The 24,585-nt window shown below is 73.4% G+C and carries 10 protein-coding genes and 1 pseudogene; 2 read left to right on the top strand and 9 right to left on the bottom strand.

Features of this window, described 5'->3' with window-relative positions:
• Nucleotides 1-96 precede the first annotated feature (96 nt).
• Both ACZ4YY_RS04995 and ACZ4YY_RS04990 read right to left on the bottom strand, forming a co-directional pair.
• A complete protein-coding gene (locus ACZ4YY_RS04995; protein WP_468283913.1) occupies nt 97-4,002 on the bottom strand; it encodes a glycoside hydrolase family 2 TIM barrel-domain containing protein in 3,906 nt (1,301 codons plus the stop codon).
• 165 nt (nt 4,003-4,167) lie between these two features.
• Entirely contained in the window at nt 4,168-8,295 is a 4,128-nt protein-coding gene (locus ACZ4YY_RS04990) for a molybdopterin-dependent oxidoreductase (RefSeq protein ID WP_468283911.1), read from the bottom strand.
• Between the two features lie 295 nt (nt 8,296-8,590).
• On the opposite strand from ACZ4YY_RS04990, the pseudogene ACZ4YY_RS04985 reads away from it, so the two are divergent.
• A pseudogene (locus ACZ4YY_RS04985) lies at nt 8,591-8,845 on the top strand (DUF4158 domain-containing protein); the annotation flags it as partial.
• Between the two features lie 102 nt (nt 8,846-8,947).
• On the opposite strand, the gene ACZ4YY_RS04980 reads toward ACZ4YY_RS04985, so the two are convergent.
• Nucleotides 8,948-9,751 (bottom strand): maleylpyruvate isomerase N-terminal domain-containing protein, encoded by an 804-nt coding sequence (locus tag ACZ4YY_RS04980; protein WP_468283909.1) that lies wholly within the window; start codon nt 9,749-9,751, stop codon nt 8,948-8,950.
• Nucleotides 9,752-10,210: 459 nt separating this feature from the next.
• Complete coding sequence (locus ACZ4YY_RS04975) at nt 10,211-11,473, bottom strand: S1 RNA-binding domain-containing protein (RefSeq protein ID WP_468283907.1); 1,263 nt, start codon at nt 11,471-11,473, stop codon at nt 10,211-10,213.
• A gap of 182 nt (nt 11,474-11,655) precedes the next feature.
• Here ACZ4YY_RS04975 and ACZ4YY_RS04970 point away from each other — a divergent pair, with 182 nt between their 5' ends.
• Complete coding sequence (locus ACZ4YY_RS04970; RefSeq protein WP_468283905.1) at nt 11,656-12,861, top strand: hypothetical protein; 1,206 nt, start codon at nt 11,656-11,658, stop codon at nt 12,859-12,861.
• Between the two features lie 20 nt (nt 12,862-12,881).
• Here the strand turns inward: ACZ4YY_RS04970 and ACZ4YY_RS04965 are convergent, their stop codons facing one another.
• The 5 genes from ACZ4YY_RS04965 to ACZ4YY_RS04945 form a co-directional block, all read right to left on the bottom strand.
• A complete protein-coding gene (locus ACZ4YY_RS04965) occupies nt 12,882-15,371 on the bottom strand; it encodes a sensor histidine kinase (protein ID WP_468283903.1) in 2,490 nt (829 codons plus the stop codon).
• Complete coding sequence (locus ACZ4YY_RS04960; RefSeq protein WP_468283901.1) at nt 15,356-18,676, bottom strand: phospholipase D-like domain-containing protein; 3,321 nt, start codon at nt 18,674-18,676, stop codon at nt 15,356-15,358. Before ACZ4YY_RS04960 ends, ACZ4YY_RS04965 begins: the two co-directional genes overlap by 16 nt.
• Nucleotides 18,673-22,368 carry an AAA domain-containing protein gene (locus ACZ4YY_RS04955; protein WP_468283899.1) on the bottom strand — a complete coding sequence of 1,232 codons (3,696 nt, stop codon included), beginning with the start codon at nt 22,366-22,368 and terminating at the stop codon, nt 18,673-18,675. The genes ACZ4YY_RS04960 and ACZ4YY_RS04955 overlap by 4 nt, the downstream gene beginning before the upstream one ends.
• 93 nt (nt 22,369-22,461) lie before the next feature.
• Complete coding sequence (locus ACZ4YY_RS04950; protein ID WP_468283897.1) at nt 22,462-22,971, bottom strand: O-acetyl-ADP-ribose deacetylase; 510 nt, start codon at nt 22,969-22,971, stop codon at nt 22,462-22,464.
• Nucleotides 22,972-23,139: 168 nt separating this feature from the next.
• On the bottom strand, nt 23,140-24,555 hold the full coding sequence (locus tag ACZ4YY_RS04945; protein ID WP_468283895.1) for a phytoene desaturase family protein: 1,416 nt from the start codon (nt 24,553-24,555) through the stop codon (nt 23,140-23,142).
• Between the last annotated feature and the right edge of the window lie 30 nt (nt 24,556-24,585).

Below are 24,585 nucleotides of genomic sequence, written 5' to 3'. Positions count from 1 at the left end.
CTGTCGTCTTCTTCAGTGCCGGTCCGGTGAGGATTGTTCCACCGACCGGGGAGCGGGGCCCGCCGGGTGATCGGCGGGCCCCGCTCCCCCGGCGGTCTACTCGGCCGCCGTGGGGCGGCGTGCGGCGGACGTCGCCCGTCCGACGTCGGTCAGCGGGCGCAGCCGGTAGGTGTAGGCGTAGTCCCGGTCGGCGAACAGTTTGTACTCGTCGTGGGTGTGCGCGCCCCAGCTGTTGTCGCCGCCGACGCCCATCTGACGGTGGTTCAGTCGCAGGACGACCTCCTTGCGCGGGGTGAGCTGGTAGTCGTGGCGGGCGCCGACCGACAGGTCCTCGGGGGTGAAGTGGGAGGCGTTGACCTCCAGCAGCGGTTCCCCGCAGACGAGCAGCCCCCGGCCGTCGGGACCGGTGAGGGCAGCCCAGCGCACGTCGGTCCGGTTGCCGTTCTCCTGCGGGCGCAGGTAGGGCGTCCACTGTCCGGTGACGGTGGAGGAGTACAGGCCCACGTCGGTGGCGTTGTTGCGGTCCCAGTGGTTCTCCTCGGGGCCGCGGCCGTAGTAGTGCAGCGTCTCGAGGCGGCCGGGCAGGAACAGCAGGGTGCCGACCTCCGGGATGTAGGGCAGGGAGGCCGCGCCCGGGTGCAGGGTGTTGTCCACCTTGATCTCGCCGTTGCCGAAGACCGTGTAGGTGGTGGTGTAGGCCGACTCGGTGGTCGTGGGCAGGGTGCCGGTGACCCTGATCTCCACGGCCCTGTCGCGCAGGGCGCGGACGGCGACCCCGGTCACCGTGCGTCGGGCGCCGGCGTCGCGCCAGGTCTGGTTGCGGGTGTGCTGGCCGTTGCCCCGGTCGTTGTCGGTGGGCGCCCGCCAGAAGTTCGGGGCCGGTCCGGAGGAGATCAGCCGGGTGCCGCCGGCCCGGTACGAGGTGATGACGCCGGTCTTCTTGTCGACGGTGACGGAGAAGTCCTCGCCCGTGACGGTGACCGACCGGTCGCCGTCCACGTGGCGGAGCGCCGGGACGTCGGCCAGCGGCACGGGGGTGACGGCCGGGGCGCCGGCGTCGACGGCGAGTTGCTGCCGGGCGACCTCGAAGCCGGCCTTCGCCCACGGGGTGCTCTCCCGGGTGGTGAAGGACAGGTTGAGGAAGTACTCCGTGCCGGGTGCCGGGCGGCCCGGAAGCCGGAAGGGCACGGTGACGTCCTTGCTCGACAGGGGTGCCACGTCCAGTTGGGTCCGGCTCAGCGTTCCGCGCTGCACGACCTTGCCGTCGCGGACGAGTTCCCACCGCCCGTCGAACTCCCGCAGGCTGGTGAAGAGGTACTCGTTGGTGAGGGTGACCGCCGCTCCGGGGGTGAGCGCGCCGCCGGAGGCCGGTGCCGCGCCGATGGCCTGGTAGATCCGCTTGACCTCGGCGGACTTGCCGGTGGGCCCGCGGTCGGCGGTGACGATGCCGTCCCCGGAGAAGGCTCCGTCGTTGGGGTTGTCGCCCCAGTCGCCGCCGTAGGCGAGGAAGGTCTTCTCCCGGGGCCGTCGCTCGGTGAAGTCGACGGTGGCGGCGTCGAACCAGAACCGGACGCCGTCGTCGCCGGGGCCGCGGCCCTCGGAGGCCAGCTCGGCGGCGCTCAGCGCGCGGGCGTAGACGCGTGCCCGCCGCACGGTGCCGCTGAACTCCCGGGTCGGGTTGTCGACGTCGGTGGCCAGGGCCAGGGACGCGGTGTTGTTGCCCGGGCGCCGGGTGGTGGTGCGGGTGGCCCGCACCGTGCCGTCGACGTGGAGGGTCAGGGTGCCGGCGTCCGCGTCGAAGACGCCCGCGACATGGTGTTCGCGGCCGGTCCAGTCGTCCGGCAGCGCCCAGCTCGCGGTGGCCCACTGGCCGCCGCCGTGGATGAAGAACTCCAGGGTCCTGTCGGTCTGCTTCAGGGCGTACTGGGTGTCGCCCTTGGCGAGGATCGGCTGGTGGTAGCCCGTGACGTGCGGGGTGACCCAGGCCTCCAGGGTGAGCGATCCGGTGAGGTCGAGGCCCGCGTCGCGGGCGAAGACCGTGCCGCCGCTGACGCCCTCGTCGCGGCTGAAGGTGCCGGCGGGGGCGACGATCTCCCCGCGCAGCGCGGCGGGCCCGGCCTCGGTGAACCGCTTGCGGGTCGGCGTGGGCCAGTCGAGGGCCTGGTCGACGAAGTCCCAGATCCAGCCGCCCTGGAGCACCGGGTGGCGGCGGACGAGGTCCCAGTACTTCTTGAAGTTGCCGTTGGAGTTCCCCATCCCGTGGGAGTACTCGATCATCACGTACGGGCGGGTGTCGCCGGTGTCCTTCGCCCGTGCCTCCACGCGGGAGGGGCTGTCGTACATCTCGGAGCGGATGTCGCTGATGCCCGGGCGGTCGTCGCCCTCGTACTGGATGACGCGGGTGGTGTCGTAGGAGCGGATCCAGTCGTGCATGGCGTTGAAGGTGGTGCCGCCGCCCGCCTCGTTGCCGAGGGACCAGATGATCACCGAGGCGTGGTTCTTGTCGCGGTGGACCATGTTCTGCGCGCGGGCGACGCACGCCGCGGTCCACTCGGGGTGGTTGCCGGGGTACTCGCCGCGGATGCCGTGGGTCTCCAGGTTGGTCTCGTCGACGAGGTACAGGCCGTACTCGTCGGCGAGTTCGAGCCACAGCGGGTTGTTGGGGTAGTGCGAGGTGCGCACGCTGTTGATGTTCAGCCGCTTGATGAGGCCGATGTCCTCGACCATGTCGGCGCGGGTGAGGGCCGAGCCGTGCACGGGGTGCATCTCGTGGCGGTTGGTGCCCCGGAAGGAGACCGGCCGGCCGTTGATGCGCAGCAGGCCGTCCCTGAGCGCGAACTCGCGCAGGCCGACCCGGTGGGAGAGGGTCTCGATCACCTTTCCGGCGGGGTCGCGCAGGCGGAGCACGGCGGTGTAGAGGTACGGGTGCTCGGCCGACCACAGGCGCGGCCGGGGCACGGCCTTCGCGGCCCGGACGCTCCCCTCCTCGCCGGCGCCGAGCGTGACGGTCTGCTGGAGGGGCCTGGACCACACCGGGTGGCCGCCCGCGTCGTACAGCTGGGTCTCGACGGAGTACCGGCCGGCGCCCCGGCCGCCGTAGTCCCGCACGTGCGCGGTGACCGACAGCTCGGCCGCCCTGTAGTCGTCGGCGAGCGGGGTCTCCAGCTTGAAGTCGCGCAGGTGCACGGCCGGGGTGGAGTACAGGTAGACCGAGCGGAAGATGCCGCTCAGCCGGATCATGTCCTGGTCCTCCAGCCAGTCGCCGTCGGAGTAGCGGTAGACCTCCACGGCGATCTGGTTGGTGCCGGGCCTGAGGTGCTCGGTGATGTCGTACTCGGCGGGGTCGTAGGAGTCCTCGTGGTAGCCGACCAGCTGCCCGTTGATCCACACGTAGTGGGCGGACTTGACCCCTTCGAAGTGCAGGAAGGTACGCCGTCCGGTCCAGTCGCGCGGGACGGTGAAGGTGCGGCGGTACTGGCCCACGGGGTTGTAGCGGGTGGGGGCGACCGGCGGCTGCGCGTTCTCGCCCCGGCCGTTGGGGCCCCACCACGGGTAGGTGATGTTGATGTAGATCGGGCGGTCGTAGCCGTGCAGCTGCCAGGCGGAGGGGACGGGGATGGTGTCCCAGTCGGAGTCGTCGAGGTCCGTGCGGTGGAAGTCGACGTCCCGGTCGTCGGGGCGCTCGGCGTGGGCGAACTTCCAGCGCCCGTCGAGGCTGAGCCGGTACGGGGAGCGGGTGCGGTCGGCGGCCAGGGCCTGGCGCAGGTCGGCGTAGGGCATGAGGGTGGTGTGCGGCGGTTCGGTGCCGACCCGGAAGACGTCGATGTGGCCGTTCCACTCCGGGGTGGCGTTCGCCGCGGTGGCCCGGCGGGCGCCCGAGGGACCGGCCAGGGCGAGGGCGCCGAGGACGGCGGCCGACCCTTCGAGGAGACGACGACGGCTGACGACCACCCGCTGGGGGTGGTCCGGCCGGTCCATGGGCGACACGTGCGGGTGCGACATGACCATGACCTTCCTCGAGGGGACCGTGCGGCTGCACGGACGGAGGGTGCGTCAGATCTTGTCCGTTGCTGTTGGGAAAGCGAACAGGGGCGCGCCGATGATGGCCGAATATGAGCGCTCTTCGACGCAACGCTACGCGACGGGGTCATCGGCACGGGGGGACCCTCAGTAGACGTCCCGTACGTACCGTTTGTCGGCGGCGAGTTGTTTGACGTACGCCGCGGCCTCCGTCTCGCCCAGCCCGCCGTGGACGACGGCGATGTCGCGCAGCGCCCGGTCGACGTCCTTGGCCATGCGGGAGGCGTCGCCGCAGACGTAGAAGTGGGCGCCGTCCTGGAGCCAGGCCCACAGGTGGGAGCCGTGTTCCCGCATCCGGTCCTGGACGTAGACCTTGGCGCGCTGGTCGCGGGAGAACGCGGTGTCCAGGCGGGCGAGGGTGCCGTCGGCGAGGAGGGCGGTCAGCTCGTCCTCGTAGTAGAAGTCGGTGGCCCGGCGCTGTTCGCCGAAGAACAGCCAGTTGCGTCCCCGGTGCCCGCGAGCCCGCCGCTCCTCGAGGAACCCGACGAACGGCGCCACGCCCGTGCCGGGGCCCACCATCACCATCGGGGTGGCCGGGTCGGCGGGCGGCCGGAAGTGCGCGGAGCGCTGGACGTGGACCGGCACCCCGGTGTCCGGCTCGGCGTCCGCGAGGAACGGCGAGCACACGCCCTGCCGCAGCCGGCCGGCGAGGTTCTCGTAGCGCACGACGGAGACGGTGAGCGAGACCAGGTGGGGGTCGGTCAGCGGACTGGACGAGATGGAGTACAGGCGCGGCTGGAGCCGTCCCAGCGCGTCGGCCCACTCCTGGGCGTCGGCCCGGACACCGAACTCGGCTGCCACGTCGACGGCCTGCCGGCCCCAGGACCACTTGGCCAGTTCGCCCTTGTTGTCGGGGCGCAGCAGCTTGCGCAGTTCGCGCGGGTCACGGGTGCGGTCGGCGGTGAAGCGCAGCAGGGCGGGGCTGATCCGGGTGATGTCGAGGTGCCGCAGCAGGGCCTCACCGAAGGGCACCTCGCCGAGGCCGTCGACCCGCACGGCCGTCCGGGCGTCGAGCCCGGTCACCGCCAGCCACTCCGCAACCAGGTCCGCCGAGTTCAGGGGGCGCACGCCCAGGGCGTCGCCGGCCTCGTAGAGCAGGGGCGTCTCGCTGTCGCGGGTGTCGAAGGTGAAGCGGCGCACCTCCTTGCCCGAGCCGGGCAGGCTGAGCAGTCGGTTGCCGACGAGGCGGGCGGTGACGGGGGCGGGACGCCGGGAGCGGGGCGCGGCGGCGGGTGCGGCGGGCGCCTGCGCCTGTTCCCGGCGCTGCGCCGGCGGGGCGTCGCGCCGGGCTTCCTCCGCTTCCTTGAGCGCGATGAGGACCTGGTCCAGCCAGGCCTCCGCCTGCGGCGCGTAGTCGGGTTCGCAGTCCGTGCGCGGCGCGAGGCGTACGGCTCCCAGCTCGTCCAGCCGGTGGTCGAGGCGGCGTCCGTGGCCGCAGAAGTCGTCGTAGGCGGAGTCGCCGAAGGCCAGGACGGCGTAGCGGCGGCCCTCCAGGCGGCCGGCGTCGGGAGCGGTGAGGCTGTCCCAGAAGCCGGCGCCGTTGTCGGGGGCGTCGCCGTCGCCGAAGGTGCTGGTGATCAGCAGCAGGTCGGCGCCGGACGGCAGGGCGGCGGGGTCGGCCTCGTCCATGGCGACGAGGGAGGCGGTGTGGCCGCCCTCCGCGAGCCGCTCGGCGGTGGTGGCGGCGAACTCCTCGGCGTTCCCGGTCTGCGAGGCCCACAGGATCACGACCTGCCGGCCGGGGGCCTGGTGGACGGCGGTGGCGGCGGAGGCGCGCGAGTACATCCCGGCGAGGGTGCCGTTGACCCAGAGGGCGTGGTCGGGGCTGAAGGGGGCGTCGGCCGGCAGCACGGGGACGCCGGGGGCGCCGGCCGGGATGCCCGCCAGGAAGCCGACGAGGTACTGCCGTTCGCGCTCGGTCAGCACGGGCGGCGGGGCCGGTTCCAGGCCGAAGACGGAGGCGGCCGAGGGGTGGACGGCGGTCGGGACGAGCGCCGGGGTCCGCACGGCCGGCGGCTCGGCGGCCGGCGGCTGCACGTTCACCGGCGTGGACACCTTCGTCAGCGACACCGCGCACACCTTCAGCTCGGGCTGGAAGGACAGCGGGTCGACGGCGTCGCTGGTGACGGCGTTGACGCTGAGGTACTCGCCGAACAGGTCGTTCCAGTGGAACGGCGCGAAGCAGGAGCCGGGCAGCACCCGGTCGGTGACGACGGCCGGCAGCACGGCGCGGCCGCGCCGGGAGGCGACCTCGACCGAGTCGCCGTCGGCGATGCCGAGCGCGGTCGCGTCCTGCGGGTGCACCTCGACGAACGGGCCGGGGTTCAGCTTGTTGAGCTTGGCCACCCTGGCGGTCTTGGTCAGGGTGTGCCACTGGTGCTGGAGCCGGCCGGTGTTCAGGACGAACGGGTAGTCGTCGTCCGGCATCTCGGCGGGCGGGATGTGCGGGCGGGGGTGGAAGACGGCCCGGCCGCTCGGAGTGGGGAAGGTGAGCGAGCCGTCGTCGTTCACGTACCGGACCGGGTTGCGGGCGGGCCCGTCGACGGTGGCGGCCGGCCACTGCACGGGGGTGGCGCGCAGCCGCTCGTACGTCACCCCGCGCAGGTCGTAGCCGGTCTGCGGATTGTGGGCGCGCTTGATCTCCTCGAAGATCTCCTCGGCGCTGTCGTAGGAGAAGCCCTCCGTGTAGCCCATCGCGCGGGCCACGGCGGCGATCAGGCGCCAGTCGGCGGTGGCCTCGCCGGGCGGGTCGGCGGCGGGCCGGGCGAGGGTGAGGTTGCGTTCGCTGTTGATGAGGACGCCCTCGGTCTCGGTCCACAGCGCGCCGGGCAGGACGACGTCGGCGTAGGCGTTGGTCTCGGTGTCGGCGAACACGTCCTGGGTGACGACGAACTCGGCGGCCTCCAGGCCCTCGATGACCGTCCTGCGGTGGGCGACGGAGGCGACCGGGTTGGTGCAGATGATCCAGCAGGCCTTGATCTCGCCGTCGGCCATCTTGCGGAACATCTCCACGGTGCCCCTGCCGACGCCGTCGGCGCGGATCGTGCCGGGCTCCAGACCCCACAGGTCCTCGACGAAGGCGCGGTCGGCGTCGACGAGCACGGACCGCTGGCCGGGCAGTCCCGGCCCCATGTAGCCCATCTCACGGCCGCCCATCGCGTTGGGCTGACCGGTGAGGGAGAAGGGGCCGCTGCCGGGGCGGCAGATCTTGCCGGTGGCGAGGTGCAGGTTGATCAGCGCGTTGGTGTTCCAGGTGCCGTGGGTGGACTGGTTCAGGCCCATGGTCCAGCAGCTGGTCCACTCCCCCGCCTCGCCGATCAGCCGGGCGGCCTCGCGCAGGTCGTCCTCCGGTATGCCGGTGATCCCGGCGACGGTCGCCGGCGGGTAGTCGGCGAGGAAGGCGGGCATCGCCTCCCAGCCCTCGGTGTACGCGGCGACGAAGTCGGGGTCGGTGTGCCCGTTCGCGTGCAGCAGGTGCAGCAGGCCGTTCAGGAGGGCCAGGTCGGTGCCCGGCCTGACCTGGAGGAACAGGTCGGCCTTCGCGGCGGTGGCGGTGCGGCGCGGGTCGACGACGATCAGCTTCGCGCCCGCCTTCACCCGGTCCATCATGCGCAGGAAGAGGATGGGGTGACAGTCGGCCATGTTGGAGCCGATGACGAGGAAGACGTCCGCCCGGTCGAGGTCGTCGTAGGAGCCGGGCGGCCCGTCGGCGCCGAGGGACAGCTTGTAGCCGGTGCCGGCGCTGGCCATGCACAGCCGGGAGTTCGACTCGATCTGGTTGGAGCGCAGGTACCCCTTGACCAGCTTGTTCGCCAGGTACTGCGCCTCCAGGCCCATCTGGCCGGAGACGTAGAGAGCGACCGCGTCGGGCCCGTGCTCGTCGACGATCGCACGCAGTCGCCGGGCCGTCCGGGCGACCGCCGTGTCCACGGGGACCGGCTCCGGTTCCTCACCGCGGTCCGCGCGGACGAGGGCGGTGGTCAGCCGGCCCGGGGCGGCGAGCATCTCGGCGGTGGTCGCGCCCTTGGTGCACAGCCGGCCGAGGTTCGCCGGGTGCTCCTTGTCCCCGGACGCCTTCAGGACGGTACGGCGTCCGTCAGGGCCGCGGCCGATGTCGAGGACCATGCCGCAGCCGACACCGCAGTACGAACAGACCGTCCGCACACCGGTGGTGTCGGCGGTCCTCGAGTCCGGTGCGGCCACTGGCGCCCCCATCCGATCATCGGCCCGGTTTTCGACCTTCCGTGACCATACGAAACGTTCGTTTCACGGAGGTCTCCTCGGCCGATCATGGGGAGTTAAGCGCGCCGCACACGGGCGCGGCGCGCGGTGTGAGCCGGCGGTGGGGGCATGACGCCGGGTTCGGGTCCCGCGTGGGCCGGCGTCGGGGACCAGTACAGCCGTTGACGTGGAGCACTTGATCTTGGTCGTCCAGCACAGGCGATCGGGCTGCTGCGGGGTTTTCCGGAAGCTCTTCGATCGCCGGCGGGGGCCTGCTGCCGGCTGCCGCATGCCGGCGGAATTCCTGACCGACGGGCAGGCCGAGGCATACGGGATGTTCACCGAGGAGCGGACGATGCCCGAGCCGGAGCGGTTCTTCTGCCTCGACGACGAGGACCGGAAACTGATCGCGAAGCGGCGTGGTGATCACAACCGGCTCGGCTTCGCTCTCCAGATGTGCACGGTCCGCTCCATCGGGTTGTGCCCGGAGGACCCTCTGGCGGTGCCGTGGCCGGTGGTCGAGCACCTGGCCGCGCGGGTTGGGTGACGGTCTGCTCCCCCCGCGGCCCCGAGGCCCCCACGGGGTGGTTGCAGCCGTCGGCGGGAGGCACCTCCCGGGGCGTACGAGGTGGCGCATGGTCACGTGCTACTCATCCGGGTCCCAGGCGCTGAGCTGCTCGAAGAGACGTCGGTCACCGTCGAGCTTCAGGGAGTCGATCGGGATACGGTCGTGCAGGAGGAGGACCAGCTCGCCGGCCGTGCCCCGAGCGGAGGCGGAGGCGGCGGTCGCGTCCGGGTACTGGTCGGCAGCGGTGGCCGGCACGGTGCCGGGCCCGGGGAGGCGGGTGGACCGTGCGCCGTCCGCGGAGAGGGAGAGGCGCCAGGAACGGCCCTCGGAGGCGTGGAAGTCGACGGCAGCGGGCTCGTGCGGCCAGGCACTTGTCGTTGCGACGCAGGTGGACAGGAACTCGTCGACACCGTCGAGCGCCACCTCGTCCGGCAGCGGCTGCGGGGCACCTACGGTGATCTGGGCGTCGTACGTGTGCACCGCCATCTGCTGGAGCTGGTGCCGAGCGACGGCACCGGAGGTCGGCGGCGACTGCAATGTCTCCCACCACGTCCAGCAACCGCGATCAGGGCCGGCCTCCCGCAGTGCGTCCAGCAGTTGCTCCGTGGACTCCGCCAACCAGGCCAGCAGGGCCTCGCGCTCCCGAGGCGCAGCCGGGGCGCCCTCCGCTGCGGACCTGGCCGGAGCAGGCCCTGCGGCGACGGTGGCGGCCCAGTCGCGGCGCCCCTCGCCGATGTGCCGCGCCAGGTCGAACAGCGTCCACTCGGGGCAGGTCGGCACCTGTACGTCGAGGCTGGGCGCGGAGGCGACCGCGGCGCGGAAGGCAGTCGACCGTTCGTCGATCAGTCGCAGCAGAACGGGGAACTCGAGTGTCGTTGTCACCCTGAACCTCTATCACTGCGTTCCGACTATCGGACAGCCGTTTTCACAGCCGCCGTCGCGGGCGGACCCTCACCACCGCGGAGAAGTGGTGGAGGACCTCTCCGCCGCCGACCGTGCGTCACTCCGGGGCCAACCGCGGCGGACGGCCGAAGGTCATCGACGACGACATGCTGACCTTCGCCGTCGCGCTGAAGGACAAGGACGTCCCCGTCCCCGACATCGCGAAGAAGCTCACCGTCAAGGTCGGGAGAACGCGGGCGGGTCCCCCTCGGCCGCCTCGCTCTGGCGGGCACTCGCGGAAGCCGGGCCGCCGCGGTGGACGACCGCCCGGGACGCCGTCCACACGCACGTCCCGGCGCACACCGCACGGCGTCGCCGTCACCGGGGCCCCGGTTCGGGTCCCCCGGTGACGGCGACGCCGTCGGCTCGTGCGGTGCGCCCGCGCCCTGGGAGCGGGGCTCAGGCGGCGTCCTCGACGCCCTCCTCGGGCAGGTCGCGCACCAGGACCTTGTCCCGGGCGGTGTCGACGGCGACGACCTCCACGTCGATCACCTCGTCGCGTTCGACCTCGCCCGCGTTGAGGTCCTGCCGGAGCTCCTCGCTCATGGCGGAGCAGTGCAGCAGGACGGGCCGGCTGCGGCCCTCGACCTTGAGCAGGATGTATCCGCCGCTGTCCTCGGGCAGGGCCCGCAGGACGCGGCCCTCGAAGCGGTCGCCGATGCGCGGCGCGGGCGGGGAGGGGTGCGCCCGGAGCGGGGTGGGCGGGGCGACGCGGTCGAGCAGTTCGAGGGTGACGCGCCGCCGGCGCACGTCGACCCCGACGACCGCGACCTGGACCTCGCCGCCGGGACGCACGTCGGTGCCGGGCGGCAGGGTGGAGCGCGGGATCAGCCCGTTGATGTCGTCGGCGACCCGGACGAAGACGCCCGCGTCCCGCACGCTGTGGACCGTTGCCGAGAAGCGGTGGCCGGCCGGGTGGCTCGCGGCGAGGGCCTTCCACGGGTTGGGACGGCCCGCGATCAGGGTGTACTTGGCGCCGCCGGTGGGCTGGAGCTCGAAGGCGCCGTCGAGCCGGTCGCCGACGGCGTACATCCGGGTCATGTCGGCCACGATCCGGGACCAGTCGACGTCCTCGTTGCCGAGCACGCCGTGGGTGCCGTCGTCGGCCCTGACCACCGCGAACTCGCGGCTGACGGAGATGACGCGCGCCCCGGCGGGGACGGTGCCCTTGGTCGCCATCGGGATGAGGGCCATCTCCTGCACGGGCTCCTGCCGGACCGCCTCCAGCTGGACGCGCAGCTCCTCGCGCATGCGGAACATGTCGGCGTAGAGGTTGCTGTAGGGGATGTAGCGCAGACCGCGGACGTCGCTCGGGATGTCGTCGGGGGACTGGGCGAGGTAGATCATGCGCTTGCCGATGAGCTTCGCCGCCATGTACTCCATGGCCACGTTCGGCGCGCGGCAGGAGAAGTCCACGACGATCAGCTCGGCCTGCTGGATCGCCCGCCAGACGACGTCCAGCACGGACGCCGGGCCGTACACGGAGTCGCCGCGGACCGGCGTCATGCCGGCCTCCGTGATCGTGGGGCTGATGACGTCCCCGTAGAGCCAGTCGAAGTCGAACGTCGTGCCGTCCGACAGGACCTTCTTGCCGAAGGGCGCGATGACCATGACGTTGCCCTCGATCGGCTGCTCGTCGCGGGTGAGTCGTACCTCGTGCATGGGAACTCCTCTGCTGTTCCTCGGTGTTCGGCTCCGGTGGCGCGGGTGCGCCGGGAACCCCTGGCACCAAGGTGCCGACGCAGAGGGCCGGTCGGGGTGCGTGCTCGCTGAGTTTTCGTGCGGGCGCGGATGGTTGAGCGGAAAACCCTCAGCGCGGTGTCGCCGGAGGCTACGGTGGATTCATGGGTCTTTCGGGGGGGATCTGGAGAATCCAGGTACTGGGTCCGCTGATGGTCAGCCGGGACGGCACGCGGCTCGACCCGCCCCGCGGTCTGACCTGCGCCGTCCTCGCCTGTCTCGCGGCGGCGGGCCACCGGGGGCTCAGTCCGGAGCGGCTGCTGCAGTCGGTGCTCAGCGCCGACGGCCGCCGGCGGGGCATCAGATCGGTCAACGCCCTGGAGAAGCACGTCTCCGCACTGCGCGGACTCGGGGTGCCGATCCCGGACCGGGGCCGCTCGGCGAGCGATCCGTACGTCCTGGACTTCGAGCGGGTGCGGGTGGACGCGGAGGACTTCCTGCGCGACCTGCGCGACCTGCCGCCCGGGCCGGACACGAACCGGCTGGCGTGGCTGATGACGTACTGGAGGGGCGACCCGCTCCTGCACCACCCGCAGGTGGAGCGGGCGCTGTGGAACCGGCACGTCAAGGGCCGCAACACCCTGCTGACCCGGGTGCGGGCCGCGGACCTGGCGAGCCTGCCCGAACTGGGCGAGTTCCTGGCCCTGTTCCCCGACGACCGCGGCTGCGCGCTGCTGCGGGCCGACCTCGACCGGCTGGACCGCAAGCGGCTCCTCGTCGTCGAGGACCAGAACATGGACCAGATCGTCGACATCCTCGACGCCTACGACTGTGTGCGGGTGGCGGACCTGGCGGAGTGGGAGCAGCGGATCCGCGACGACCGGGACGAGGTCCTGTCCGTGCACGGCGCGCTGATCGACCTGCACCTGACGGACTCCTTCAACGACATGCACGGCTACCGGATCGCCGACTGGCTGCGCAGCAACACCGAGATCCCGGCGTCGCTGATGACGATGGCCCCGCCGGCCGGCGACCTGGAGGAGGAGAGCACCATCCAGCAGAAGCGCTACCGGCTGGTGCAGATCGTCTACAAGGGCTGGAGGGGTTTCGACACGCGGGCCATCCGCGAGGCCGCGGCGCAACTGACCTCCGACGAGGAGCGCCATGTGCGGCGCCGGCTGCTGGCCACGCTGAGGGCGGCGCTGTTCCACGCCCGCAAGCGGCTGAGCTATCCCTCCCCCGAGCACAACCACGTGCTGCTGAAGACCTGCGAGACGGACGCCGGGCAGGCCGCCCGCCAGGTGCAGACCGGCACGCTGGCCGAGGCGCAGACCGCGGTGCGCGGCTTCCGGGACGCCTGGGACCGCTGACGCCGGGGCACCGCCCGCCGTCAGGAGGCGCGCGGCAGCCACACCCTGAGATGGGCGCCACCCAGCGGGGACCCCTCCAGGATCTCGATCGCGCCCCGGCACTCCCGCACCAGCTTGCGGGCCAGCGCCAGGCCCGATCCGCCGCTGCCGTTGCGGGAGAAGCTGCGGCCCACGCGCAGCGCGGCGCGTTCCTCCTCGGTCAGACCGGGCCCGCTGTCCTCGACGTCGACGACGCACCAGCGTCCCTCCCCGCCGTCGGGGCCGCTGTCCGCGCCCCCCAGCCTGACCACGACCCGTTTCTCCCGGCCGTCGTCGACGGTGCGCAGGGCCTGCGCCGCGTTCATGAGCAGGTTCTCCAGGGCGATCGCGACGTACGCCTTCACCGCGTGGACGGGCAGCGGTCCGGGCGCCGGCTGCCAGACGTCGATCTGCACGCCGTACTCGTGCTGGACGGCCGTGGCGAGTTCGTGCGCCGTCTCCGCCAGGTCCCGGCGCTCGGCCGGCCGCAGGAAACCGGCCAGGGCGTCGCGGTACTGCTCGCCGCGCAGTTGGCGTGCCCGGTCCCGGACCCGCTCCAGGACGTCCCGCGCCTCGGACGGCAGGGAGTTCTCCAGCCGGCCGAGGTCGTCGAGGATGCTCGCGACGCGGTTGTCGTTGCGGTGTCCGATGACCGTCATCGCCTGGTCGGTCAGGGCGACGCGGGCATGGGCGTCGGCCTGCTCCACCCGTTCCAGCAGCGCCCGCAACGAGGTGCGGGCCAGCTCCTCGGCCTCCTCGGCCAGCAGACGTCCGAGCCCCGAGCGGAGCGTGGCCCAGGCCCGGCCGTCGGCGCGCAGCAGCCCCCGGGCGGCGAGGTGCGCGAGCGCGGCCTCCCCGTCGAGCAGCCGTGCCGTCTCGGTGGCGAACTCCGGGGGCACGTCGAAGAAGGACAGGTCCGCCGCCAGGTCGGCGGCGTCGAAGCGCACCTGGTGGTGGAGGGCGTACGCGATGCCGAGGACGGCGCGCTCGTTCAGCCGCAGCGGTTCGCTCAGCGCGGCGCGCAGGCCGTCGCGGGTGGTGCGGTTGCGCACGGTGGCCAGCGCGTCCAGGGTCAGTGTGCGCGGGGACGGCAGTGCGGACAGCAGGTCGCTCAGGAGCCGGGCCAGGATCACCGGGTGGGCTCCCGTCTCGTGGTGGAGGGTGTCCATGACCACGGTCTCGGCCGAGACGGCGCACAGGTCCAGCAGCCAGGCCAGGCCTTCGCGCGGCGGCACGCCCCTGCCGAGCGTGAGACCGCTGTCGGGGTCGGTGATCGCGTCTATGCCGAGCTGGGGGACGAGCAGCCGCAGCAGGTTCACCCGGCGGGTGGCGGGACCGGCGGGGGTGCCGGCCGCCGGGCGGGCGAGCAGGCAGAGCAGGTCGGTAGCGGTGACGACGGCGACGCCGTCGGGGCGACGGGCGGGTGCGCGCCGCGGGTCGGTGGTGCGGAACCACACCAGGGGCCGGGGCAGGTCCTCCGGGGGCGGGGTGCGCCCGTCACCGATCCACAGGGTGACGCCGGTGTCCCCGCTGAGCGTGGTGCGGGGCAGCCGGGCGTCGTTCAGTCCGACGAAGGCGGTGTGGAAACCGCCGTCGCGGGCGGTGACGGGGAAGCGCACGTCCTCGCCGAGCAGCCGGCACAGCGCGGTCGCGAACGCGCCGGCGGTCGAGGGCTGCGGACGGGCGGCGAGGTCGCGCAGTGCCCGGACGGTCTCCCGGCCCGTGTCGCCGACGTCGGTGAAGCGCCGCAGCCGGTGGTGCGGCAGCGCGCGGGACTCCTCGGTGTAGTACGGCAGGATCTCCCCCAGGCCGCTGCCGAGGTCGGGGTCCCAGGTGGGCGGGCGGGGCACCGCCGAGGGGCCGCCCTCCTGGTCGGGGCGCCGGGACTCCAGCAGCAGCCGGGCGGTGGGGAACTCCCCGGCGGCGAGACAGGCCCGTACGGCCTCGTGGTCCACCGCGTCCTCGGAGGTCCCGGCGAGCTGCCGTTCGAGGTCATCCCGCAGCTTCTTCTCGGCCGGCTCGATGCGGTCCGCCCGCTCAAGGTCGAGCAGGGCGCGCGCCCGTGTAGTACGCAGATGGACCTCGTCGGTGAGGTCGGGCAGCGGGGCCGGGCGCAGTCCGGCGCGGATCGCCCGCTCGGCGAGGAGGGCGCGCTCGCGTTCCACCTCGGCGCGGGCGGTGGCGCGGGCCGCGGTCAGCGCGTCCTGGATGCTCCCGGGGTCGACGGGCGAGGCGTCCCGCCGTGCCGGTCCGTCGGCCGCGCACTCGGCCAGGAACTCGTCGACGAGTTCGAAGTGTCCTGCCTCCAGCAGCCGTTCGACGCCCTCGGCCGTGGTCAACGGGTCGGCCAGTCCGGCCAGGACGTGTGCGGCGGCCTCGTCGAGGGGGCAGGGCCCCGGGCGGGAGAGGGCGTCGGCGAGATCGGGGTGGCGCCAGCGTCCGGGCCATGCGGCGAGGATCGAGGCGAGCGGCTCGGTCATGCTGCTCTCCATCGGGCCAGTTCCTCCAGGTCCGCGAGGAAGACGTCGGCGAGCCGGCCCTCCGCGCCGGGCAGGGCGGCCGTCGCCTCGGTCAGGGCCGCCCAGGAGGCGGCCAGCCAGTCGCCGAACTCCTGTGCCGCCTCCAGGGGCCGGTCCTTGGGCCGGGACGCGCCGGCCGTGGACAGCTGCACCACGGTCGCCGCCTGGTCGAGGACCGGCTCCAGTCGCTTCAGGTAGCGCTTGAGGTGGTCGCCGTGCATCGGCGGATGCCCCGGGGACACCTCGGCGCCGACCCGCTCCACCAGCCGGGTCAGGTCCTGGACGGCCGGGGCGGAGCGCCAGGCCAGCAGCCGGGCGGAAGCCCGTGCGGCGACGATGTCGGTCAGGACGGCGAACTCTCCGCCCTCCCGGTCGAACAGGGCCCGGTGGGTGCGGTTGCTCACGGTGTTCTCGAAGGTGCTGGAGCGGGCGTGGTCGAGCAGCCGCTCCAGGGCCTCCCAGGCCTGTGCCCGCGACCGGTCCTCGCCGGTGCTGCGCAGGTCGCTGCGGACGACGTCCATCGGCACGGGCACGTAACTGTCCGTCCAGTACCGGCCGGTGCGCACGGCGAGCTCGCGCCAGACGCCCACGGCGCGTTCGGCGAGGAACGCGCTCAGGACGTCCGCGGCGTCCTGACTGCCCCCGAGGAGCACGGCGCCGGCCGCGGCCAGCAGCGTCGGCACGTGTTCCTCGCGGGTCATGTCGGACAGGACGAGGTTCTCGATCGCCTCGGGCATCCGGGGGGTGCCGCGCGCGGCGGCGAGCAGGGCGAGGCCGCGCCGGGGCCGCAGGTCCTCGTCGTCCAGGGTGTGGCGCAGGACCGCGGCCTCCACGAAGGCCCGGTCCGCCCACCGGTCCCGCACGAGCCAGCCGGTCCAACGGCGGCGCCGGGCGGCAGCGGCGGCGTCGGACCCGGCGGCACCGGCGACCGGGCCGGCTGCGGCGGCGGTGAGGCAGCGGGCGGCGACGATGCGCAACAGGTCGGTGGGCGCGTCGTCGCCCAGGCTGTCCAGGACCTCCCACGGGTCGGCGGCCTCGGCCAGGACCCGCCGGATGCCGGCGGCGTCCGGCGTGCCGTCGTCGTGGCGCTGTTCCAGCAGCAGCCGGGCGCTGCGGAAGGCCGGTCCGGGCGCGGCGGGGACCGGGTCGGTCACCGGCAGCGGACGCAGGACCGGGGCGGCTCCCAGGGCGTGGGCCACGGCGTCGGCGACGGAGGCGCCGGTCAGCCGTACGCCCAGCTCGGACGAGAGCCACCGCCGCCCGTAACGGCCTTCGAAGGAAAGGTAGTTGAAACTTCCGACGACGACCTCGTCGTCCCAGACGACGGCCTTGGCGTGGTTGGCTCCGTCGCCGATCAGGGTGAGCGTGTCCGGGAACTCCCCGCGCAGCCCCTCGAGTGCGGTCCGGGCCCGCTGCCAGTGGTCGCGGGCCGGACCGGGCGGCGCGCCGGGGTGGACGAGCGTCACCTGCACGCCCCGTTGCAGACAGCTCTTCAGCGCGGTGAGGAAGCCCTGGTCGACGGCTTCGTCGGACAGTCCTCCCGAGGCGATGACCAGCCGGTACTCGGCCCGGTTGAGGGCACTGCGCAGCAGGGTGCGGTGGGAGGAGTCGGTCACCGGGCGGGCGGAGGGAAGGGCGCGTTTGTCCAGGAAGGCACGGCAGCGGCTGATGTGGTCCTGCCAGTCGCCCACCCACAGCCGTACGGCAGTTTCGGTGGCCGTCTCCTCCTCGGGAGGCTCGATGTCGGCCTCCGGCGGCTCCTGTGCCTCGGCCGGTGCGGGGGGCCGGTCGCTCTCCCGGGGGCCGGCGGCCGGGGGGCGGGTGCGGACCACCTGGCTGTGCTCGTAGGAGGGGACGACCGTGCGGACCCAGTCGAGCAGTTCGCGGATCACCGTCTCGCCCGCGCCGTCCGCGGCGGTGAGCTCGACGCCGAGGTCGGGCCGCGAGCCGTCGGAGGACAGCGGGTTGCGGCTGGTCACGAACGCGGTGCGGTGGTCGGCGACGACGAGTTTGGCGTGGGTGCGGCTGCTGGTGCGGGGCAGGACGACATGGCGTACGACGGCGCCGTCGTCGCCGCGGGCCAGGTCCTCCAGGGCGTTGCGGGTCTGCTCGTCGATGGTGTCCTCGTAGGTGCGGTCGGCCGCCGGCCCCCAGACGAGGACGAGGGTGACGCCCCGGCGGACGGCGGCGGCCAGGGCGTCGAGGTGGCGGCTGAGCGCGGGGTAGCGGATCCAGGGGCTGACGATGACGAGTTGCCGGCGGGCCCCGGCGATGAGGGCCTCCAGGGTGCGGGTCTGGTCCGCGCCGTCGACGATCCGCACCGCGATCTCCCGCTCGACGCGCGCCCGCAGCAGACCGTCGAGCTGGCGGGCGTCGTCGGCCATCTCCAGGTGCCAGGACCGACGCTGGCCGGCGGGGATGCCGGGGGCCTGGGCGACGCGCCGGGCGAGCCGGGCGAGGGCCGTGGGGGCCGACGGCGGTTCGGCCAGGGTGCTCTGGGCCTGTCGGCGCAGCTCCACGAAGAGGGCGCTGCGCGGCTGTTCGAAGCCGAGCTGGGTGAGGCGCTGGGATGCGGTCTCGCGCAGTTCGGCGGGCATGCGGTCGTCGACGACGGTGACGGTCAGCTGCTCGAGGTCGTCGTCCCAGTGGGAGGCCACCTTGAGGTCGAGCCAGCGGCGCCCGGTGACCGTGCGCAGTCCGGGCGGGGGCATCCGGTACGACTGGACGTGCCGGGCGCGGGGCGGCGCCGCCACCGGGGCGCCGTCGACGAGGGTGTCGTGCTGGCGTTCGCTCCGTTGCAGCGACTCGCGCAGCGCCTGGAGCACATGGGTCTCGGGGGCGTCGGCGAGGTTCACCCGCAGGCCGTCGAGCGGGACGACGAGCCGGGGGTTGGGCGGCCGGTTCCAGCCGGAGGCGGGCAGGACCCGCAGCGCCAGCTTCTCGATCATCAGGTCCCGGGCCTCCTGCACCGTCTCGGCTCCGCGCAGCCGCTGGAGGTCGTCGGTGTCGAGGCACCGGGCGACTGTGCGGGAGACGGCGACCGTGCCGCGGGCCGTGTCCAGGAGCAGATGGCCCTGCCGCCACAGGTCGTAGACGAGGTCGCGGACGAGGCGGTCGCCGAGGACCAGCCGGCGGGCCAGTTCGGGGACCTCGTCCAGGCCGGCGTGGACCGCGCGCAGGACCAGCTCCTCCATCGGCGAGAGGGAGTCTCCGTAGCCCAGGCGGACCTGGACGCGGACCACGTCGCAGGGGACGTACACGGTGGTGACGTTGTTCATCCCGCCACCTCCGGCAGGACGGCGGCGGCGTCGTAGACGTGCCCGTAGTGGTCGACGGCCTGGCAGACCTCCCGCCAGAACGGGTCGTCGGCGTCGGCGAACCGGGAGAAGTGCCCGTAGTCGCCGACGATCACCAGCAGTTGCCGGGCGCGTGAGAACAGCACGTTGATGAGGTCGCGGTGGCTGAGGTGGCCGTAGCTCTCGGCGGCGCTGCCACCGCCGCGCACCCGGTTGCGCACCAGCGACACCACGACGATGTCGGCCTCGCGCCCCTGGAAGGCGTGCACGGTCTGCACGTACCGGGAGAGGGTGACGTCGCGGCGCAGTTCCTCGGCCTGCTGGCGGTAGGGCGTGAGCACGGCGAGCGGCTCGGCGCTGTAGCCGTCCTGGCCGGGGGCGGGCACGGGGTCCATCGACGCGACGATGGCCCGTACGACGGCCGCCTCGCCCTCGTTGCGCCAGTGGGGTTCCTCGACGCAGCCCGGCAGGCGGGCGGTGTCGACCCAGACCAGCGACCGTTCCCGCAGCCAGTAGGGCTCGCGCAGGGGGGAGGGCTGTTCGTCGTGGTGGGTGGCGAGGCCGCCGGGCCGCAGTCCGTCGTCGGGTGCGGTCTCGCCCGCCTCGAGAGCGCGGGGGTAGAAGACGCGGCTGACGATCTGGGCGATGGCCTCGCGCATGCGGAACTGGGTGGAGAGCATGGCGACGGGGCGTTCGCGGGGGGCGCCGGGCTTCTCCTCGAAGAGGTTGCGGAAGAGGTCGAAGGCCTCCAGGTACTTCTGCCGCTGGTCGCCGGCGACCGCGATGGCGGCGTTGGGGTCGCCCACGCAGGCGTCCAGGAAGCGCACGACCTCGTCGCGGCGGTGGGCGGGCAGTTGGAAGTGGTCGCCGATCAGCGTCCAGCGGGTGCCGCGCACGAGCGGGATGGCCAGTTCCGTCGGCCAGGCCTTGGCGGCCTCCTCCACGATCACCCAGTCGAAGGCGGAGGCGCCGCCGGCGGTGCCGAGGTTGCGGGGGGTGGCGGTGGCGCAGGTCGCGAAGACGATGTTCGCGCCGCGTTGCAGACGGTCGCCCAGCTCCGGGAGGATGGAGTGGCCGTCCTGCTTGGCCAGCAGGTTGCGCCAGTGTTCGAGCACGGGCCGCAGCCGTTCGTCGACGCCGGCGGCGAGCGTGCGCTCCATCTCGGCGCGCATCTGACGGGAGCGGCGCACCACCAGGTCGTCGCGCAGCCAGGGTCGGACCACCTCGTCGGGGGTGCTGCGCTGGGACACCATGCGCAGGGCGATGGGCACGTCTCGGCGGTGGTCGGTGGGGCCGTCGTCGTCGCGGGCGCCGATGTCCTTCAGGATGCGGGCGGCGAGGTTGTCGAGGGTGAAGTTGGACTGGGCGGAGACCAGGATGCGGTGGGTGCGCTCCTGCTTGAGGTAGGCGGCGACGGCCCGTGAGGTGACGGTGGTCTTGCCGGTGCCGGGCGGCCCTTGCAGGGCGAAGAACGGCTGGTGGGTGAGGATGTCCTGGACGGCCTGGCGGCCGCCCTTCAACAGCCCCTCCCCCGCGTCCTTCCAGCGGTGGGGCAGGGTGCGGATCGCGGTGGGGTTGCGCAGCCGCGAGGTCAGGGGCGCGAGCGCGAACAGTTCGAAACGGGCCTCGGCCTGACGGCTCAGCACCACCTCCGTGCCGATGTCGTCGGCGGGCCTGATCCAGCCCCGGGCGGGCAGCCGCTGCCCCGGGCGGCAGCGCAGCACGATCCGGTCCTGGCCCTCGCGCCGCACCACCTGGGCGAGGATGCCGGGGACGCTGGCCGGTTTGCGGTCGCTCTCGCTGTCGTAGACCTCGACCTCGGCGGTGCCGCTCTCCTCGTTCTCCAGCCGCCCGAAGAAGTCCCCGAAGGCGGGGCGCAGGTCGGCCTGGCGGGCGAACTTGGCGAGCAGGGCCCGCCGGTAGATGCGGTCCTTGTCCCGCTCGCGGTCCCAGTGGACGAGGATCTCCGCGCCCCGCCTGCCCTCGGCGCCCGGGTCCGTGCTGTAGGGGTAGCGGCGGGCCTGGAGCTCGACTCCCTGGAACTCCAGGAGCCAGTCGATGGCCCGCTGGTAGTCGAGCTGTGCCTCCGACTTGGCGCCCACGGGTCTGACCGAGTCGATGAGGTCCTGCCAGGAGGGCCGGTCGCGGCGCAGCGCGTTGAGCCGGAGCTGCGGCATCCGGTAGTCGATGGGCTGGACCTCGCGCAGCCAGCGCGAGCGGGACACGGCCTCCAGGGTCCTCAGCCGGTCACCGGTCACGGGCGCGTCGCGCTGGGCGACGTACTTGATGACGAGCACCTCGGGCATGGGTGCGCCCAGTCCGTGCCCGGTGTTCGGGGGCCGCAGCAACTGGCCGAACCACACGGCCCGTTCGCCGACCAGCACGGTGGTGGCGAGGCGTTTGGCCTCGGTGGACCCGCCGCCGACGAAGGGGGCGGCGCCGTCCTCCGAGTAGCGCACGGTGGCCTTCTTGAGGTCGGCCCGCAGCAGCTCGGCGATCTCCCGGATGCCTTCGTCGGTGTCGGCGTCGAAGGTCAGCCACTCCCACCGCCCCAGCGTCTCGTCGCTCTTGTCGGGCATGAACGCCAGCAGGTAGGGCCGGCTGCTCGTGGCCCCGCCGAGTCCGACGACGTTGCTGTCGTGGCTCTCGCTGAGCTCGTTGACGACCTCGGTGGAGCCGGGGCGCCCCGCGTGGTCGGGGTCCAGCATCCGCTGCAGCAGGGCGCCGAGGTCGGCGGGCAGGTCGGCGGTGCGCAGGGTGTCGCGGAGGTGGTTCCCGAGGCGCCCGAGCAGGGCGCGCGCGGTCCGCCGCTGCTCCTCGGTCTCGGGCAGCCGGTCGGGGACGAGGTCCGTGGGGAGGGGACCGACGAACCATTCCCACGCCATGACGGCGAGGCTGTAGACGTCGGCCGTCGCGCCTTCCTGGGCGGTGGGCGTCTCGTCGTCGAGCGGCAGCAGGAACCGCCACTTCTCGGGCGGCATGTAGGCGAGGGCGCGGGGCCCGCCGCCGAGGAAGAGCCGGCGCAGGGTGTCGGGCGCCGTCCGCGAGTCGAGGGTGGGGCCGCCGTCGAGGAGGCTGGAGACGAAGGCGCTCATCTCGAACCGTGCCAGCCGCAGCCGGGGGGTGCCGAGGTGGGCGTCGACGACGTCGACGCTGTCGGGCGAGAGGTTGCGGTGGGTCAGCCCGAGGTCGTGCAGGACGGCGAGGCCGTCGGCGAGGTGCTCGAACTGGCGCAGCGCCTCGATGCGGTCCTCGCGGTAGGCGGAGGTCCCGTACGTGGCGAGGGTGTAGTCGGAGCCTTCGGTGGCGACGAAGGCGACGCCGTCGACGTCGACGCCGGCCGCGGCCACCGTCTCCCGCTCCTGGTACCCGCCGCCGAGCAGCTCGGGCAGGGCCGGGTGGGCGAGACCGGACAGCCGGGACAGCGCTCTGACCTCCTGGTCCCACATGAGTCCGCCGAGGTCGGAGAGCCCGAGGTGGACGGAGACGTCGACGATCCGCGCGGTCAGCGCGTCGCCCTCGAGCAGTTGGCAGGCGTAGAGCTGACCGGGCAGCACCTCCCGTACGTCGGGGTCGCCGTCGGGGACGACCGTCTCGTAGGGGCCGTAACGAGCGGTGTGCTCGTCGCAGCAGAAGTGCCGGATCAGCCGTGCCGCTTCCTCGATACCCGCCACCGGTGACCCGCCCCCCGTGCGTCCCGTCCGTGCGTGCCCACAGTATGGCGGACCTGGTGCCCGGTGTGCCCTGTTTGGGAAGGACGGTTCGGATCAGCGGAGTTGGGCGGCGAACGCCTCGTGGGCCCGCTCGTCGAAGAGGACGAACCGGACCTCCTCGACGGCGGTCGGCGTGGTCCGTACGGTCTCCACCGCGATCCGGGCGCCGTCGTCCATCGGCCAGCCGTAGACGCCGGTGGAGACGGCGGGGAACGCGACCGTGCGGGCGCCGAGTTCGTCGGCGACGCGCAGGGACTCGCGGTAGCAGGAGGCGAGCAGTGCGGAGCGGTCCTCGCTCGCGTCGTACACGGGTCCCACGGTGTGGATCACCCAGCGCGCGTCGAGGTTCCCGGCGGTGGTGGCCACGGCCCGGCCGGTGGGCAGTCCCTTGCCGTAGTGGCCGGCACGCAGCCTGCGGCACTCGGCGAGGACGGCGGGCCCGCCCCGGCGGTGGATGGCGCCGTCGACGCCCCCGCCGCCGAGGAGGGAGGAGTTCGCGGCGTTCACGACGGCGTCGACGCTCTGCCGGGTGATGTCGCCCAGGACGAGGGTGATGGTGGTCATGGCGACCTGTCTACCAGCAGGGAGCCGAAGCCCGGCGGGACGGCGTCCCGGAACCCGCACGGGCGCGGGAATCGCGCCGCCCGCGCGACCGGACGGGGCGCGGGCAACGCCCCGGCCGCCCACGGCCCCCGGCCGCTGACGAGCGCCCACCGCGGCCGGCCGGTGGCGCTACCGCTCCTGGCGCCGCAGCTTGCGCCACACCGCCTTCGCCGCGTTGTGCCCGGACATGCCGTGCACGCCGGGGCCGGGCGGGGTGGCCTGGGAGCAGAGGAAGACGGCCGGGTGGGGGGTGCCGTAGGGCGACAGGGACAGCTTGGGGCGCAGCATGATCTGCAGGCCGGAGACCGCGCCGGTGCCGATGTCGCCGCCGACGTAGTTGGCGTTGCGCGCGGCGAGTTCGGGCGGGCCGGCGGTGGCGCGGGCCAGGACGCGGTCGCGGAAGCCGGGGGCGAAGCGTTCCAGCTGGCGTTCGAGGGCGTCGGTGAGGTCGCCGGTCCAGCCGTTGGGTACGTGGCCGTAAGCCCAGAAGACGTGCTTGCCCCGGGGGGCGCGGGTGGGGTCGACGACGCTGGGCTGCACGGTGATCATGAACGGCCGGTCGGGGGCGCGGCCCTGCCGGGACACCGCGCGCAGAGCGGTGTCGATCTCCGCGCTGTCGGCGCCGATCTGCACGGTGGTCGCGTGGTGGGCCTCCGTCGCGGTCCACGGCACCGGGCCGTCCAGCGCGTAGTCGATCTTGAAGACGCCTGGGCCGTACCGGTAGCCCTCGTAGGAGCGGCCGAGGCCGGCGATGCGGGCCAGGGCGGTGGGCGAGGTGTCGAAGACGTACGCGCGGGCGGGCGGCAGGTCGTCGAGGCGCTTGACCTCGTAGTCGGTGTGGATCGTGCCGCCGAGGTCTTTCAGGTAGGAGGCGAGGGCGTCGGAGACGGACTGGGAGCCGCCGCGGGCCACCGGCCAGCCGCGGGCGTGCGCGGCGAGGGCGAAGACCAGGCCGATCGCGCCGGTGGCGAATCCGCTGAGCGGGGCCATGACATGCCCGACGAGGCCGGCGAAGAGGGTCCTGGCCCGTTCGTCGCGGAAGCGGCGGATCAGCCAGCTCGACGGCGGCAGACCGACGAGGCCGAAGCGGGCGAGGGTGACCGGGTCGCGCGGCAGCGCGGTGAGCGGCAGCGACATGAAGTCGCGGGCGAGCGTGTCCCACTTGGGCAGGAACGGCTCGACCAGCCGGCGGTAGGCGCCCGCGTCGCGCGGCCCGAACGAGGCGGCGGTCTCGGCGACCGACCGGGACAGCACGGCGGCGCTGCCGTCGGGGAAGGGGTGGGCCATGGGCAGCTCGGAGTGCAGCCATTGCAGCCCGTGACGCTCGAGCGGCATCGCGCGAAACGCCGGGGAATTGATGCCGAGGGGGTGCGCGGCCGAGCAGGGGTCGTGGCGGAAGCCGGGCAGGGTGAGTTCCTCGGTGCGCGCTCCCCCGCCGACGGTGTCCCGCGCCTCGAACAGCGCCACGGAGAACCCGCGACGGGCCAGTTCCACGGCGGCGGTCAGCCCGTTGGGCCCCGCTCCCACCACGACCGCATCGAGCATCGACGGCACTTCGGACCCCTTCGTCAGCCG

Source organism: Streptomyces sp. NPDC030143 (assembly GCF_055573695.1).
Note: the sequence above shows the minus strand (reverse complement) of the source record. Positions and strands in the feature narration are given on the sequence as shown.

Coding starts and splice junctions, on each gene's coding strand:
- ACZ4YY_RS04990 (WP_468283911.1), bottom strand. CDS start 8,295: ATGGGGGCGCCAGTGGCCGCACCGGACTCGAGGACCGCCGACACCACC.
- ACZ4YY_RS04950 (WP_468283897.1), bottom strand. CDS start 22,971: ATGACCACCATCACCCTCGTCCTGGGCGACATCACCCGGCAGAGCGTC.
- ACZ4YY_RS04975 (WP_468283907.1), bottom strand. CDS start 11,473: ATGCACGAGGTACGACTCACCCGCGACGAGCAGCCGATCGAGGGCAAC.
- ACZ4YY_RS04965 (WP_468283903.1), bottom strand. CDS start 15,371: ATGGAGAGCAGCATGACCGAGCCGCTCGCCTCGATCCTCGCCGCATGG.
- ACZ4YY_RS04995 (WP_468283913.1), bottom strand. CDS start 4,002: ATGTCGCACCCGCACGTGTCGCCCATGGACCGGCCGGACCACCCCCAG.
- ACZ4YY_RS04960 (WP_468283901.1), bottom strand. CDS start 18,676: ATGAACAACGTCACCACCGTGTACGTCCCCTGCGACGTGGTCCGCGTC.
- ACZ4YY_RS04970 (WP_468283905.1), top strand. CDS start 11,656: ATGGGTCTTTCGGGGGGGATCTGGAGAATCCAGGTACTGGGTCCGCTG.
- ACZ4YY_RS04945 (WP_468283895.1), bottom strand. CDS start 24,555: ATGCTCGATGCGGTCGTGGTGGGAGCGGGGCCCAACGGGCTGACCGCC.